At 66.8% G+C, this 14,013-nt stretch carries 14 protein-coding genes; 10 read left to right on the forward strand and 4 right to left on the reverse strand.

The genetic code is table 11. The features are described from left to right. Positions 1 to 15 precede the first annotated feature (15 nt). The 5 genes from dprA to GJ743_RS18335 all read left to right on the forward strand — a co-directional run bounded on the left by dprA (position 16) and on the right by GJ743_RS18335 (position 5,198). Positions 16 to 1,011 (forward strand): DNA-processing protein DprA, encoded by a 996-nt coding sequence (gene dprA / locus GJ743_RS18315; protein WP_230386914.1) that lies wholly within the window; start codon positions 16 to 18, stop codon positions 1,009 to 1,011. Positions 1,012 to 1,034: 23 nt separating this feature from the next. Then, positions 1,035 to 2,843 (forward strand): type IV secretory system conjugative DNA transfer family protein, encoded by a 1,809-nt coding sequence (locus GJ743_RS18320; RefSeq protein ID WP_155053347.1) that lies wholly within the window; start codon positions 1,035 to 1,037, stop codon positions 2,841 to 2,843. Between the two features lie 36 nt (positions 2,844 to 2,879). After that, the gene (locus GJ743_RS18325) at positions 2,880 to 3,422 is read left to right on the forward strand and encodes a hypothetical protein (protein ID WP_155053348.1); all 543 of its coding nucleotides are present in this window, start codon (positions 2,880 to 2,882) and stop codon (positions 3,420 to 3,422) included. A 251-nt stretch (positions 3,423 to 3,673) separates the two neighbouring features. Then, the gene (locus tag GJ743_RS18330; RefSeq protein ID WP_196217062.1) at positions 3,674 to 4,570 is read left to right on the forward strand and encodes a DUF4238 domain-containing protein; all 897 of its coding nucleotides are present in this window, start codon (positions 3,674 to 3,676) and stop codon (positions 4,568 to 4,570) included. A 52-nt stretch (positions 4,571 to 4,622) separates the two neighbouring features. Then, entirely contained in the window at positions 4,623 to 5,198 is a 576-nt protein-coding gene (locus GJ743_RS18335; protein WP_155053350.1) for a hypothetical protein, read from the forward strand. 270 nt (positions 5,199 to 5,468) lie between these two features. Here GJ743_RS18335 and GJ743_RS18340 read toward each other — a convergent pair whose 3' ends face one another. Further along, positions 5,469 to 5,765: a hypothetical protein gene (locus GJ743_RS18340; RefSeq protein WP_155053351.1), complete on the reverse strand. Its 297-nt coding sequence runs from the start codon at positions 5,763 to 5,765 to the stop codon at positions 5,469 to 5,471. 212 nt (positions 5,766 to 5,977) lie between these two features. Between GJ743_RS18340 and GJ743_RS18345 the strand changes: the two genes are divergently transcribed. From GJ743_RS18345 to GJ743_RS18355, 3 genes are all read left to right on the forward strand, one after another. Continuing rightward, positions 5,978 to 7,024 carry a hypothetical protein gene (locus GJ743_RS18345; RefSeq protein WP_155053352.1) on the forward strand — a complete coding sequence of 349 codons (1,047 nt, stop codon included), beginning with the start codon at positions 5,978 to 5,980 and terminating at the stop codon, positions 7,022 to 7,024. Continuing rightward, positions 7,021 to 7,431 carry a GntR family transcriptional regulator gene (locus GJ743_RS18350; RefSeq protein WP_155053353.1) on the forward strand — a complete coding sequence of 137 codons (411 nt, stop codon included), beginning with the start codon at positions 7,021 to 7,023 and terminating at the stop codon, positions 7,429 to 7,431. The genes GJ743_RS18345 and GJ743_RS18350 overlap by 4 nt, the downstream gene beginning before the upstream one ends. 723 nt (positions 7,432 to 8,154) lie before the next feature. Next, complete coding sequence (locus GJ743_RS18355) at positions 8,155 to 10,308, forward strand: hypothetical protein (RefSeq protein WP_155053354.1); 2,154 nt, start codon at positions 8,155 to 8,157, stop codon at positions 10,306 to 10,308. 191 nt (positions 10,309 to 10,499) lie between these two features. On the opposite strand, the gene GJ743_RS18360 is transcribed toward GJ743_RS18355, so the two are convergent. Beyond that, positions 10,500 to 10,916 carry a hypothetical protein gene (locus GJ743_RS18360; protein WP_155053355.1) on the reverse strand — a complete coding sequence of 139 codons (417 nt, stop codon included), beginning with the start codon at positions 10,914 to 10,916 and terminating at the stop codon, positions 10,500 to 10,502. Positions 10,917 to 11,233: 317 nt separating this feature from the next. Between GJ743_RS18360 and GJ743_RS18365 the strand changes: the two genes are divergently transcribed. Both GJ743_RS18365 and GJ743_RS18370 read left to right on the forward strand, forming a co-directional pair. Continuing rightward, complete coding sequence (locus GJ743_RS18365) at positions 11,234 to 11,686, forward strand: single-stranded DNA-binding protein (RefSeq protein WP_155053360.1); 453 nt, start codon at positions 11,234 to 11,236, stop codon at positions 11,684 to 11,686. Positions 11,687 to 11,693: 7 nt separating this feature from the next. Then, the gene (locus GJ743_RS18370) at positions 11,694 to 12,245 is read left to right on the forward strand and encodes a hypothetical protein (RefSeq protein ID WP_155053356.1); all 552 of its coding nucleotides are present in this window, start codon (positions 11,694 to 11,696) and stop codon (positions 12,243 to 12,245) included. Positions 12,246 to 12,290: 45 nt separating this feature from the next. Here the strand turns inward: GJ743_RS18370 and GJ743_RS18375 are convergent, their stop codons facing one another. Together GJ743_RS18375 and GJ743_RS18380 are read right to left on the reverse strand one after the other, a co-directional pair. Next, on the reverse strand, positions 12,291 to 13,538 hold the full coding sequence (locus tag GJ743_RS18375; RefSeq protein WP_155053357.1) for a tyrosine-type recombinase/integrase: 1,248 nt from the start codon (positions 13,536 to 13,538) through the stop codon (positions 12,291 to 12,293). Between the two features lie 46 nt (positions 13,539 to 13,584). Continuing rightward, positions 13,585 to 13,812, reverse strand: coding sequence for a helix-turn-helix domain-containing protein (locus GJ743_RS18380; RefSeq protein ID WP_155053358.1), 228 nt, complete (start codon positions 13,810 to 13,812; stop codon positions 13,585 to 13,587). Positions 13,813 to 14,013: the final 201 nt, after the last annotated feature.

Here is a 14,013-nt window from a genome sequence, read left to right on the forward strand (position 1 = left end):
GAGGAGGCACCCCAGATGGCCGAGAGCGCCATGCAGAACCGCGAAGCGAGGATGATGCTCGCCGCCCTGTCCGAGCCGAATGACATCATCACCGGGACCCTGGTCGCGCACGTCGGCGCGACTGCCACTGTCGAACTGGTCACGACCGGCGACCGGCTGCCGAACGGCGTGGATCCCGCCGAGGGCGAGCTGTGGCGGCGACGACTCGCGCCACGACTCAACCCCGGTCAGCTCGAGCGGATTCGCGCGGACATGGAACGCCACGACCTTCGGCTGCTTACACCGGACGACGTCGACTGGCCCGGCGAGCTCCAGCAACTCGGCGCGGGCGCGCCGATCGCGCTCTGGCTCAAGGGCAACCCGAGCCTGCTCGCCTCACCGTTGCCCGGGCGAGTCACGGTCGTCGGCGCACGCGCGTCGACGAGCTACGGCGATCACGTCGCCACCGAGCTCGTCTCCGACCTGGCCGCGCAAGGACGCGTCGTGATCTCCGGCGGGGCGTACGGCATCGACGGGGCGGCACACCGCGCCGCGACCGCGACATCCCCCGGATCCACCGTCGCCATACTCGCGAGCGGCCTCGACCGCGCATACCCCGCCGGGAACGAGCAGCTCTTCGACCGCATCGCCGAGACCGGCGGCCTGATCGTCAGCGAACTGCCCCCGGGCGCGACGCCCACCCGTTGGCGGTTCCAGCAGCGGAACCGGATTCTCGCGGTGCTCTCCGGCGCGACCGTCGTCGTCGAGGCCGGGCACCGGTCGGCATCCCTCAGCGTGGCCGGGCAGGCCCACTCGCTTGGCCGGCCCGTCGGCGCCGTGCCCGGACCGGTGACCAGCGCAGCAAGTGCCGGATGCCACCGGCTCATCCAGGAGGGCGTGGCGAGCCTCGTGACCGACGCACAGGACGTCACCGACCTGCTCGACTCGACCTCGGGTTTCTCCGGCGACCGCATCTTCGCCTACTCCCCCACCCGACGCTTCGATCGAGCCGGTCCCGGCCTGGTGCTCTGAACCCGGCCACCGAGACTCGACCAATGACCGCGACGCGAACGGGCACGCTCGGCGACGAGTTCGCCAACCTCGGCATCGCGCTCCTGATCGGCGCGACCGGACTCGCCCTCCTGCTCCGAGTCGCCGGAACGATCGCCGCCTGGGCCACCGGGCTCGCTCAGCCGGCCGGCGGGCCCGAGACCGGGCTCGCCGTGCTCCTGAACCCGGCCGATCCATCCGCTGCCCTCGAGGCCCCCGGACTGCAGCCCGTCGCCTTCTGGCTCACCGCCGTCGTGCTCATCACGATCGCGATGGGCGCGGCGGCCTGGGTGTGGCGGATGCTTCGCCGCACGTCTCGCGCGCGCAAGCTCGACCCGCACCGGCTCGCTGGCATCGCGACACGCGCCGAGGTGACCCGGGCCGCCTCCCGCTCAGCACTCATGAAGCGCGCCGCACACCTGCGCCCTTCCCTGACGGACGCACGCCCGACCGACGTCGGCTACGCGCTCGGCCACGCCCGCGGCACCACCGTCTGGGCGAGCGTTGAAGACTCGATGCTCGTCATCGGCCCGCCGCGATCCGGAAAAGGCGCGCACATCGTGATCAACGCGATCCTCGACGCGCCCGGACCGGTCGTGACGACCTCCACCCGACCCGACAACCTCACCGTCACCATCCGCGCCCGGCAGCGGGTCGGCCCCGTAGCGGTGTTCGACCCGCAGCAACTCGCGGCGGGCGTCCCCGCCGGCCTGCGCTGGTCACCGATCCGCGGCTGCGAGGACCCGCTCACCGCGATGATCCGCGCGACCGGGCTCGCCGCCGGAACCGGGCTCTCCGCGGGCGGCGTCGACGCCGGCGGCTTCTGGGAAGCCAAGACCCGTACCGCCCTCCAATCACTGCTGCATGCCGCGGCCCTGGACCGACGCCCACCCGCAGAGCTCTTCCGGTGGACCCTCGACCCGTCCGCAGCCCACGACGCCGTCTCCATCCTGCTGAGCAACCCGAACGCCGCGACCGGCTGGGGCGACTCACTCCAGGCCATGCTCGAAGCCGACCCCCGCACCCGCGACGCCATCTGGCAAGGCGTCTCGCTCTCACTCGGCGCCCTCGCCGACCCCCGCGTGCTCGACGCCGTCTCCCCCGGCGACGGCGAAGCCTTCGACCCGGAACAGTTCCTCCGCAGCAACGGCACCCTGTACCTCCTCGCCACCGGCGCCGGCGCGAACAACTCCGCCGCCCTCGTCTCGGCATTCGTCGAAGACCTAATCGAGACCGCCCGAAGGATGGCCGCCCGCAACGCCGGCGCACGCCTCGACCCGCCACTCCTGCTCGCGCTCGACGAGATCGGCAACCTCGCACCGCTGCCCTCACTCCCGAGCCTGATGGCCGAAGGCGGCGGCACCGGCATCACCACGATGCCCGTCCTGCAGTCCCTGGCACAGGCCCGCACCAAGTGGAGCGACAACGCCGCCAACGCGATCTGGGACTCCTCCATCGTGAAGATCGTCCTCGGCGGAGCATCCAACTCACGCGACCTGCAAGACCTCTCGACCCTCATCGGCGAGCGCGACGAAGCAACCGACGCCACCACCGTCGGCGACCGCGGATCCCGCTCCTCGCAGCGCTCGACCCGCCGCGTGGCAACCATGCCGCCCGACGCCATCCGAACGCTTCCCTTCGGCACCGGGCTCATCCTGCTGCGCGCCGCTCCCCCGGTCATCGCCAAGTTGCGCATGTGGACGAACCGAGCGGATGCCTCGCAGCTGCGGGCTCATCGAACCGAGATCGAGCAGCTCCTGAGGATGCCTCCACGCGCGGTGCCAACTGACACGCCGTCGGTGGATGACAACTGAGTTCCGGACATCAGTCTTCGAATGTATGTTCGAAGCATGCGGTACTGGCAGCCGAAGCTCCGGGGCGTCCGACCCGGGACCTGGCTGCAGTTCGACGGCAGCCGGCGCATTGCCGTCATCCGAACCGTTAACGCCGGCTACCCGCCGCGACCGTTGCTCCGCGCCGACACGTGGGCAGCGGATGACGCCACGCGGGACTTCATCGGCTACTTCCCCATCGACGAGCTCCGCCTTTGCGCCGAGATGGTCTGGAGCCTCTACCAGGAAGCGACCACCGCCCCGCCGGAGGACATCACGATGAACGCCAGACAGCACGGCCCCGACAAGTGGCACCCGCTCCTCAACGCCGACGAGAACCGCCCAGGCTTCTGGACCCTGCGCGACGCCGACGGCCACACCTACGGCGGCATCCGCATCACCCGCCAAGGCACGGACGTCTACTACCTCGCCCAGTACCGAGGGAATCCGATCGGCCGATTCGATCGGCTCCGAACCGCGGCCGAGAACGTCCACCTCGCCCACGTCCGTGCGACGCAGCACCACCGGCCATTCGATCACGGGCCCGTGCCGCGGCCTTGAGCCGCATGACATCCCTGCTCATCGATCCGGACTATGAGCTTCTCCCGACGGGCAGTATTCGTGGCTCACGATCGCGATCGCAGGCACGATCCCCTTGCGGGCATCGCCCGCATGAGGCTCCGTGGCGAGCGGTGGGGCGCAGGCCAGCGTGGCGTCCAAATCGACGCGTTGCGCGAACCAGCCGCTAACCCGCGGGGATCGCTGCCGCGCATCTACCGCGGCGAATGAACGCGACACACGATACTAAGGATGTGACGGCACCCAAGAAGCATCATTTCGTTCCGCAGATGCTGCTCCGCAAGTTTGCATCCGCCGACGGAAGCCTCCGTGTGTTTGCCATTGACCGCGAAGCCACCTACACGTCGAAGACGCTGGGGCTCGGGCAGGTTAAGGGCGGTCACAACCGCGTCCGTCCGGACGGGACCGTGGACCGCGAGTTCCTGGAGCAATGGATGTCGAGTCTCGAAGGAGCGGCCGCAGATGATATCGCGAAGCTGGTGGCCTCGAATGAGCTAACGGTCGATCTCAAGGACTATCCGGCGCTTCCATGGCTCGCGAGCCTGCAGCACAACAGAAGCCGCGCCCTCATGGGGTACCTGAAGGCCAGGCTTGAAGCGGAGTCGATGACGGGCTCCGCTCTCGAAACGCAAACCGCCATCCTTGACGTCACGGCCAGAAACGTACTCCGTGCCTGGGAGTCATCGAAGGACGAGTACGCAAGACCGAAGGATCAATGGGACTCGATGGTCTCCGTCTTGGGCTATCTCAGGTGGGATGTGCTTCGGTACGAGAAACCGCGCCTCGTGGTATCAGACGGGTTTGCGGCGCAGTACGGGGTCGCGCCCGAGTACGAGGCGGCCTACGACAAAACTGCCAAGAACTGGGCGAAGCACGGAATTGGAGTCCCGCAGCATCAGGCGGCGTCGTTCACTATTCCGCTCACGACACAGGTAGCGCTTCATCTTCATCATGGCGACGCGCGCAAGTACCTGTCCGCTCAGCAGGTGAATCAGCGCACCATCTACGCCGCGCGTTCCTTCGTCGCGTTGCCGAGCGACTGGACACTTCCTGATGAGGCACTCGGCGACGTCGGCGAGTGGATCGATACGCAGCGCTTCGTGCGATCCATGATCGCGAAGAACGCCTAGTTCGGATCCCTCACTGCGAGCGTGCAGGCGGCGTGCTCAGTATTGTGGCGCCATGCAGCGAATGCCGGCGTCCCTACTCGTCGCGCTCATCCTTTCGGGCGTTCTCGTGGTCACCGGTGTGCTGGTGATCCTCCTTGCGCCTCAGGCATCAGCGTCATTCGGATGGTTCGCCTACCAGCCGCTTTCCGATGCGGTGTTCGTCCCCGGCGGGTTCATCGTCCTGTCGCAGGCAGCCATCGTCGGCGGGGTCCTCGCGATCGTGGGCCTCATCGGACTTGCTGCCGTCGTTGGCTTCGCCTTGGGCCGTCGCCGTCGAGTAGCCGATCCCTCAATGACGACGCCCTCAGACGGGATCGATGACGCTAACGCGATGACGAACGGAATGCACCTTGCCGATCGGTACGAAAGCCACTCGGGGCATTGGCCACTCGCCATTTACGCGGCGGACAAGGACCCGCTGGAGTGCGGCGATCAGATTGAGGTCGACCCATCCGAGGAACTGACCAGGTCCGACGCCAAGGACCCAGCCGACGGGCATCCAAGCGATGAAGCCGACCGGGACGACCATCCAAAGAAGGACGCCTCGGACGACGAGCAGCGCGAAGACGCTGATGCTTCCGACCGCTGAGGATGCCGTCTCCTTCACGCCTCGACCCTATGTCCGATCTCGATCCGTCAGTGAGAACGGCCCGCCGCCGATGCACCGGCGGTAGCGTCTGAGAATGGATCCTCTTCTCGGGGGCGTCCTCGTCGTGTTCCTGCTCGGACTCATCAGTGTGACCGGTTCGCTCCGTGTGATCCGGGAGTCGTCCGAGCGGACTGCAACCGCAGTCGAGGCACCGTTGGAACTCGAGCGAGCGAAGCGACCGACTGAGTGACTTCTGTCGTTCGGGATCCCTTAGCGGGCGCCCGAGCGTTCGCCAGCGGTCTTGCGGTTCAGGGCCAGTTGACGAATCCAACCGAGCGCGAGGACCAGCAGCCCGCACGCGAGTATCAACGCCCCAAGAGTGAGTAGCCAGCGTTCGGTCGGGGTGGCAGCGCTGAGCTCGACCATCAGGTCGTGATGCTCGGTGCCGGCGAGGTGGTCCAGCGCGAACACGCGGCTCGAATGCGAGAACAGCGCTGCGAACACAAGGCCGATTCCGACGGCCGCCATGCCGGCGCCCAGGACCAGGCCTCTAGTACCAGGCTTCATTGAGGGCCCCTTCTCGGCAAATGCAGTGACCTGAGCATTCCACGTTCCGGGTCCTGCCCGGATGCCAAACTTGGCCGCTGCCAGGCGCATGATCGCGCAAGCGCCCTTGCCCCTCTGGCGTGGCCGTACGCAGGGCTGCCCACGCATTGTGTCGCCCACTCGGTACAAATTGTGCTAGACATGCGTCACAACTTTCAGGATGGAGTCGCGCAATGCCCCCCTACGAATCACTCTCGAGCATCGGCTTTGTCGGCCTGTTGAGCATCGCCTTCTCGATCCAGACGTTCTCGCTGGTCGTCGCGGCGTTGGTTACGCCCGTGATTCTGATCGTCGCCAGGATCCGCGAAGACCGACAGGTCGAGCGTGGATCGGTCGGGTCGGCTCCGGCGGTCGAGGCGTGGTACCGGGCGGAGCGCGTCACGCTCAGTGTCGCTGCGGGTGCGGTCATCGTGGCGTTCGTCTTCGTCTACCACGTGCCGGGATACCTGTTCGATCTGGTGAACATCGTCGAGTGGTGGAAGTACGCGACCCCGGTCTTCGCGGCCGCAGTCGGTGTCGCCGCGGCATTCGTCGTGATCGCGTCCAAGCGGTCCGGTCGGACGGAGCAACCGGTCCTCGCGCCGACTCGACGCACCTGGGCGAGCTTCAGCGGGAAGATGGGCCTGATCGGGCTGAGCGTGTCAGCGGTCGCGCTGGTCGGGACGACGATCGCGGCGGGCTCGGCATCCTCGGCCGACGCAGCCGGTCGATTCATCTACCTCGACCTCATCGCGCCGAACGCGTCGATGCCTACCGTCAGGCCCTGGTTCTACGGCTGGGACTTCGGGGTGCCCGTGCTCATCTGCACCGTCGCCCTGGTCGCGGTCACCTGGCTTGCCTTGAGCGCCAACGCGTACCGCCCGTACCGTCGTGCGGACACCGTGAACGTCGAGCGCCTGGCCCGGACCCGCACCGCGACCGCCATCGCCCGAATCGCGGCCGGCGGAATGCTGCTCGCGCTCGGCGGAGCATGGCGGTTCATCGCCGAGGCAGGCAAGATTTCGCGGGTGGTCATCGAAGACGGAGCGCAGGAACAGACGTTCGACACCACCTGGCGGTACGCCGAGTTCGCCCTCGCCGCCGGCTGGCTCGCGCCCGCAGTCGAGATCACCGCGCTCTCCGTGCTCCTGCTAGCGGTGAGCGACCTCCGCATCGCACGGTCACGCCACCACGCGACACCGAACGCGGATCCGGTCGTCGAGACCGCGGCGGCACGATGACCGCCCAACCGGCCGCCCCTGCGTCGGACGAGAGCAGTCCCGCGCTGGCGATCTACCGCCAGTTCCGTGGACTGATCGTGTCCGGGCAGCTCGGCGCCGGCGAACGACTTCCAACCGTGCGCCAAACCGCCGCCGACCTCGGCGTAGCCCCAGGCACCGCCGCGAAGGCATACAAACTGCTGGAACGCGACGGCCTGGTCGTCACCCGAACCGGCGCCGGCACCCGCGTCGCCGACGGCCCCGCGGTACTACCCGGTCCGATCGTGCGACGTCTGCGCGACCTCATCACGGCCGCCGACTCCGCCCACGTCGAACCCGACGACGTCCTCGACGCACTCCGACTCATGTGGCGGACCTCCGCGGCATCGCTCCACCCACCGGTCGCGCACGATCGCACGCCCAGTTGAAGCGCCCACCAACCGAGGTGCGTCCACCACTTGCAGATACGCGCCAGCCTGCACCTGACTGTCTGATCAGCACGCAAAGGAGAGACCGATGAAGACCTACCGAATCGATGCCGCCGCGGCCGCGCTGCCACCGACACAACCGATCGACATTACGGCCTACCTACCCAATCCCCTCGACGAGCCGTCCGGCTGAACCGCCCGGTAGACGGTCGCTGTCCGGTCGACTCTCAGGCACGGCGCACACTGCGATGGTCGTGTGCGGGGAGAAGCGCGTTCCGCTCCCCGAGTGGGATACTCGCACGTAGGCGCTTCAGGGTTGCGCCCGGCTGAATCAGCCTCGAAGACTACATGGGCTGTCAGTCACGTGTGTTCGAGTGTCGTTAGCGTTGGGGGCCCGCGATGTCGACGTGCGTCTGGACAGGCGGGGATCGCACCACACGGTGGGATCGGACGAAGAACTGGGATGGCGGCTCGCCGCCCGGCTCCGACGACACTCTCGTACTCGACGGCAGAACCAACTGGGCGTGTGTCCCACCATCTGGCGCTACCGTTGAACGATTCGACTTTTCAGGAGGCCTCCTCGAGTCGCCGCTTCGCGTGCGCGAGTCCTTCTTCTGGAGCGGAGGTCAGCATCGCGGAATAGACGCGCCTTTGAACGCGCGGGTCACCATCAGTGGACCTGCCCCGAAAGGGATGACGGGCTCGCTTGTGATCGGAAATGGGGTGATCGACGGCGCGAGGGTCGACTGCTCGTTCGGAGCAAGCATCGAAGTCAAGGGGACACTCACATCCACCGGGACGTCTTCCATCGCTTGGGCCGGAGGCGGGGCGAACCCGGCGCTGCTCGTCAGCGGCATGCTGGTCGTCCGAGACGGTGAGCTCAGCGTCACCGAGATGCTCTTCCGGGCGACCGGGACTCTTGCGATCGCGGGAAACGCGGCGCTCAGCCTCAGGGGCTTCATTCAACCGGTGGTTCTCGCCGGGACTTGCGTTGTCCGCAGCGGGCGAGTCGTTGTGGAAGCGGGCGGCCGGCTCTACGTTGAGCCGACCGTGCAGTTCGCCCGTGGATCCGTCCTCGAGCTCCGCGACGGGAGCATTGAAGACACCCACTCCGGACGCCTCGCAAAGAAGCTCATCGGGGCTGTCGCTCCTCAACACCTAAAGACAGATGGGGAGCTTCTCTGGACGGGCGGGACGATAGACGGGCGCGTCACTATCAACCCAGGCGGCATCCTCAGGTCTGCAGGCTCCAACACCCGCACCTTCGGCAAGGGTGTCGTAACGGTGGCCGGCGCCGCAGACTTCGGCTCCGGTGAGCACGACACCGACAACGGACGACTCGATATCAATGGAGAGGCGCGGTTGCGCGCGGGCGCGCAATTCAAGGAGGGGCGGACGTTTGCGATCCGCAACCGCGGTGTTGTCCGACTCGAGGACGACGGGACAGTCGACATTGAGGATGTGCCGATCCGAAACGACGGGACGATCCATGTCGCTCGCGGGACGTTAGCGATGCACCATACGCGACGTGCGTTCGCGCAGGGTGCTCGCGGGGTACTCGAAGTGGCAGATGGCGCAACCGTCTCTGACACATCCCCGATCGTTCTGGCAGGAGGCGCGCTTCAGGGCGCCGGCACGGTCTCTGCCGACGTCATCCAGTCGGGGGCAACTATCCCTCGGCAAGGAGCAGGTCCGGGCACCCTGAAAGTGCGTGGGTTCTACTCGCAGACGCCAAAGGCGGTTCTGCGGATCTTGATAGGGAACGTCGCCGGCGCGAACCGTGCCTCCAGCCTGAGTGTCACCGGGAACGCCGACCTCTCTGGCCGATTGATCGTCGATCCGCAGGGCGCGACGATGCCCGCTGGCGACTCGCTTCAGCTGGTGTCGGCGGCGGCAATCTCCGGGCAATTCCATCGAGTCTCCGGAGTAAAGCTGGACAACTGGACCGCGTTGGACCAGCAATGGTCACCAAGCGAACTTCGCCTTGTCGCGTCACCGATAGCAACTGTTCTCGTCTTCTACGGGTACTCAGGAGACGGCCAAACCCCCGCGTGGCCAGATGGGAACGATGCGAACCAGCAGATGAAACTGACGGCCACGACGATTGCTTCGTGTGTGAAAGGTCAGTATCCCGCAGACCAGGTTCTCGTCCGGCAGGCCTGGCACAAAGACCGGATCCTCGACGAGATCCTGCGTGCTGCCCGGCCGGTGCGGCAGGTGCATGTCGTGACACACGGAATCGCTGTAGGACTCTTCCTCGCGTATGACTTCGATGGGGGTAGCCGCGCAGCCGCGGCTGCGGCCGCCTGGAACTCTGCAGCGGGCTCGGCGCTGGCAAGAGCTAGGGCAGCGCTGGTTGCTGAGGACGCCCTCATTCCCCCAGTGCTCGATCACATCGACCCACAGCGTCTGGACGCGCTCCGGGCGAAGCACCGCGCCGACGCACTGTGGCAGGTGTGGGGGTGCCGGTGCGGTTTCGAAACGGCTCGGTTCATCGGGGACACCGATCCTGCGATGAATGCCTACCAGCTCCGGTTCAATCTGCTCGGCACGGGGAGTCCGCCAGTTCTGCCCGGCGTCGCACGGCACATCGCGATGGCATTGGGAGTGAAGGTGACCGCAGCTCGTGGCACGGACGACCAGGGCCTGAACTTCTACCGTGCCACCGCGCCCGACCAAGTCGTTGCGGCCGGAAGCAACGACCCAGCAAAGGAGCCATACTTCCTGTGGCTCACCCCCTTCGCCCGCTGGGTGACATGGCGTCCAGACGGCACTGAGGCCCCTGCAGTGGAAATGCTCGGACGAACCCGAGGCAGCGGGGATCTGATGCCTGGTGGGCCGCCCGGGTGGCTCGTCGAGCAATTCGCTTGGCGTTGACTGCCGGCTGCGCAACCTGCGCCAGTCAGCCGGACAAATGGCCGGAGAGGTGCTGTGGCAGCTCCTCGACCGCGCCGGGGTCCGCGAACGAGCAACGTGAGACGGTTTCCTGAGCGCTTGGGAAACCAGCAGCGCTCGTTCGATCGTGTCTCCGCGTCCGCTGGCACCGTCGCCTGGTTCGCCGACTGATGCTAGCCCTCGAGCAGCGCTGCGAGCGCGGCCAGGTCGCGCTCGCAGCTGTGCTGAACCTCGTCAGACATCTCCCTTGCTAGTTGCGCTTCGCCTGGCCCGTCGACCCATGCAGACAGTGTGACCTCGGTACCGTCGAGCCCTTCGACGGCCTCGTGGTGCACGGTCAACTCCGCCCCATCGAGTTCGGTGGTGTCGGCATAAACAAAGCCCGGCCCCACCGTCGTGATACGGAACGGCGATTCTTGACCACCGACCGTCTTCAGGACTCCGCCGGCGCCCGCGCCGAAGGGTTCTGACAGGTTGAAGTACTCCATGCTCGGCGCCCACTCGGGGTGTGTTTCGATAGCGCACCAGCGTTCGAAGTACAACGAGGCCGAGGCACTGGACGTGCGGCGGGTTCGGGCAATCTCGATCACGAATCGACGCTAGCGCCAATCCCCGACAGTGAAGCGGCCGAGCTCTTTGGCCGCTCTCACCCGGCCGTTGGTGTCGGTTGAGGGTTCCCCGCAGCCCGAATGCGGGTCCCGAACTGATAAGTGGACCTCGCACCAACCGCTCAATGATTTGCACGCCCCTGGGATCTCAATTGACGTGCCCGCACTGGCGTTCGATGAAGGGGCCGCATTCGAACATGACCCGACAGGGCGCCCTCGAGTTCACGGTCGTGACGCTGGCGGCACACCTGTTTCGCGAGCGACCATGTGGCCGCTCGCGAAACAGGAGGTTGGGTCCCATGGCTCTTCACACGCAGCAGTCGCTTTCCGGGTTCATCGCCTCGGATCCGCAGCAGTCGGTCACCGAGAGCGGCGACACGCGTTTCTATGTCCGCGTCGGCCAGCCGCACTTCCGCCGCGAGGACGACGGTACGTTCAGCGAGCTCGAGCCGAGTTTCCACGACCTCGTGACCTACCGCGCCACCGCGGACCGCGCACTCGCTCGCTTCGCGAAGGGTGACAGCTTCGTCGCCGAGGGCTATGTCCGAACGTTCGAGGTCGAGCGCGAGGGTGCGATCGTCGAGCGCGAGGAGTTCGTGGCGAAGAAGATCGGCCATGACCTCGCCCGCACGAACTACGACGTCGACCGCTCCCGCCGGGCCGGACCGACCGTCGAGCACGCTGCACCCGATGCGTTGGCATCCCGCCGGCCCGCGCTCGTGCGGGACGACCGTTCAAACCTCGGGCTGTGAGTCGAAGATGGCGGATGCCTCCTTCCCCTGGCAGGTCGACGACGGCGCCGTCGGAGCCGACGCGTTCGACGACCTCGACGGACCGCTGACGCCCGAGCCGCCCCACCCGATCAACTGGAACCTCCTCACCGCCGAGGAAGCAGAAATCGAATGGATGGAACTCAACCGCTGGGTCAACTGGCTCCGCCGAACCTACGGCCTGCCAGCGTCCGTCGTGCCACCCTTCTGGCACCGCCACCCCGAGCTCGTATGGGAACTCTCCGCTCTCCACCTGCACTGGCTCAGCGCCTATGACCCCGACCAGCACGCCTCCGCGCCATTCGGCTGGCACCGCGACTTCGCCGACGCCCGTCAACGCCTCCACGACTGGGTCGCGATCTCGGGCACGCGACTCGACCGCGACCGACCAACGCGACAGACCACCTGGCCTGGCGAGGCCACCGCCGATGCAGTCGAGGACGCAACTATCGCCGATCGTGACGCGGACTTTGCAGAGAGCGTCATGGCGGACTTGGCACGCCGGCGCAGGTCCGAAACGGGTTTCGATCCATCTCGCTGATAGAGTCTCGAGCCCTGGGCACCGTGCAGGCCCACCACGATCCGCTCATCGTTCAGCCGCGCGTGCGCCCCGTTCGTCGCCATCCCGGCCGGCGGTCATGTCGAGCACCGCGCCATCCTGCTGCCGCGACTGCTGCAGCGCGCCAAGAACGGTCGACGTATCCGGCGCCAGCACCGCACGCTTTGCGTAGTACTGCTCGGTCACGCGGGATCGCTTGTGCCCGGCGAACTGCGCGGCCCCTTCGATGCCCAGAGCATCCGCCACTGCAGTCACCGCGGACTTCCGGAGCGCGTGGGGCACGAGTTCCTGATCGAGGCCGGCCCATTCGCGAACCCTCCGCAGGGCTCGGTGGACATCCTGCGTGCCGTTCGGCGCTCCCGTCCGCGTGTGGAAGACGAATTCGTTCCCACCGCCGGCGAGCCTGCGGCGCCGGAGCATCGGCACCAGCTCGACGGGGATAGTGACGACTCGCCACCCGGCCTCGGACTTCAGATAGTCCTCATACCGCTTCGCCTGTCCCTTCGAGTCGACGATCTTGCCGGCGATCGTCACCTGCGGCGGGGTCGTGTCGAGGTCGACGAACTGCCACTTGAGCCCCACGGCTTCGCTGACCCGCGCGCCGGTGGCCAGGATCAGGTCGACGACATCGCCCAGGAGGTCCGACGGTCTCGGTCCCAGCCGATCCTCGCGTTCCTGGAAGTCGCGGATGATCGAGCGGAATTCGCTCAGCTGCATCGCGTCCGGCGCGTAGATCGGCTTCGGCCGACGCTTCACGCTCTTCACCTCGCGCGCCGGGTTCGCGAGCATGAGGTCGTTCATGACGGCGTACGAGCAGATCTGGCTGATCAGCGCCTTACACGTGTCGGCCTGCCGAGGGGTGTCTGCGTGGATCTCCTTGTAGACCCGCAGCACCGTCGTCGCCTTGATCTCCCGAAGCGTGAGCGCGCCCATGAGCGGCGAGAGCTTCTTCTCGATCAACCTGAGGTTCTCGTGCCGCGTGGTGTCGCGCTGCTCGCCGGTGAAGGCCACATGCTCCATGTACTCGCGAGCGAGGTCGATGAACGGCGAGTCCCGCGTCAGCCCACCGGGCACAACGGGGACGGCCTCGTACTCCTCACGAACGAGCTCGAGGAGGGTCCTACGTGCCTGCGCCTTGGAAGAGGCCCGGGTCCGGAGCCGGCCGTGAGTCCCGTCGAGGCGCCGGAATCGGATGGTGCCCTGCACCCGCCCGGCCGGCAGTTCCTGAAATGAGATCTCGCCGTGCGATCCGGGCTCCAGTTTGCGTCGTGCCATGGTGTTCGTCCTCTGCTGGAGCAGAGCAGACGCTCCGTCAACGCCGTCACCGTCGGTCCGTCCGATCCCTCAGCCAGGCCGCGACGTTCTCGCGGCTGTACCTGAGGTGCTTGCCGAGCTTCGTGGCCTTCGGGCCAACGCCCTCGAGCCGCCAGTGGTAGATCGTCTCCCTGGACAGCTGGAGGTACTGCGCGAGCTCGTCGACGCTGAGGTAGTCGCCGAGGTTCTCGACGAATCGGTAGGCCGGGACGTTGGGTTGCGGTGATCTGCTCATACTCCGTAGGAGTGCGCGTCATGCCGCGATGCCGACCGTCAGTGGGATCCGGATGTGGATGCCTGTGGAAGCCGTCCGCCGAATCGAAAAGAGCCCCAAAAAGGCCGCATGGGCCTTCCACAGGCCCCTCAGCAACGCGAAAACCCCTGAGAATCTTGCGATTCATCAGGGGTTTTTGGTGGATCTGAGGGGACTCGAACC

This window comes from Agromyces bracchium, assembly GCF_009709675.1.
GTDB lineage: Bacteria > Actinomycetota > Actinomycetes > Actinomycetales > Microbacteriaceae > Agromyces > Agromyces bracchium.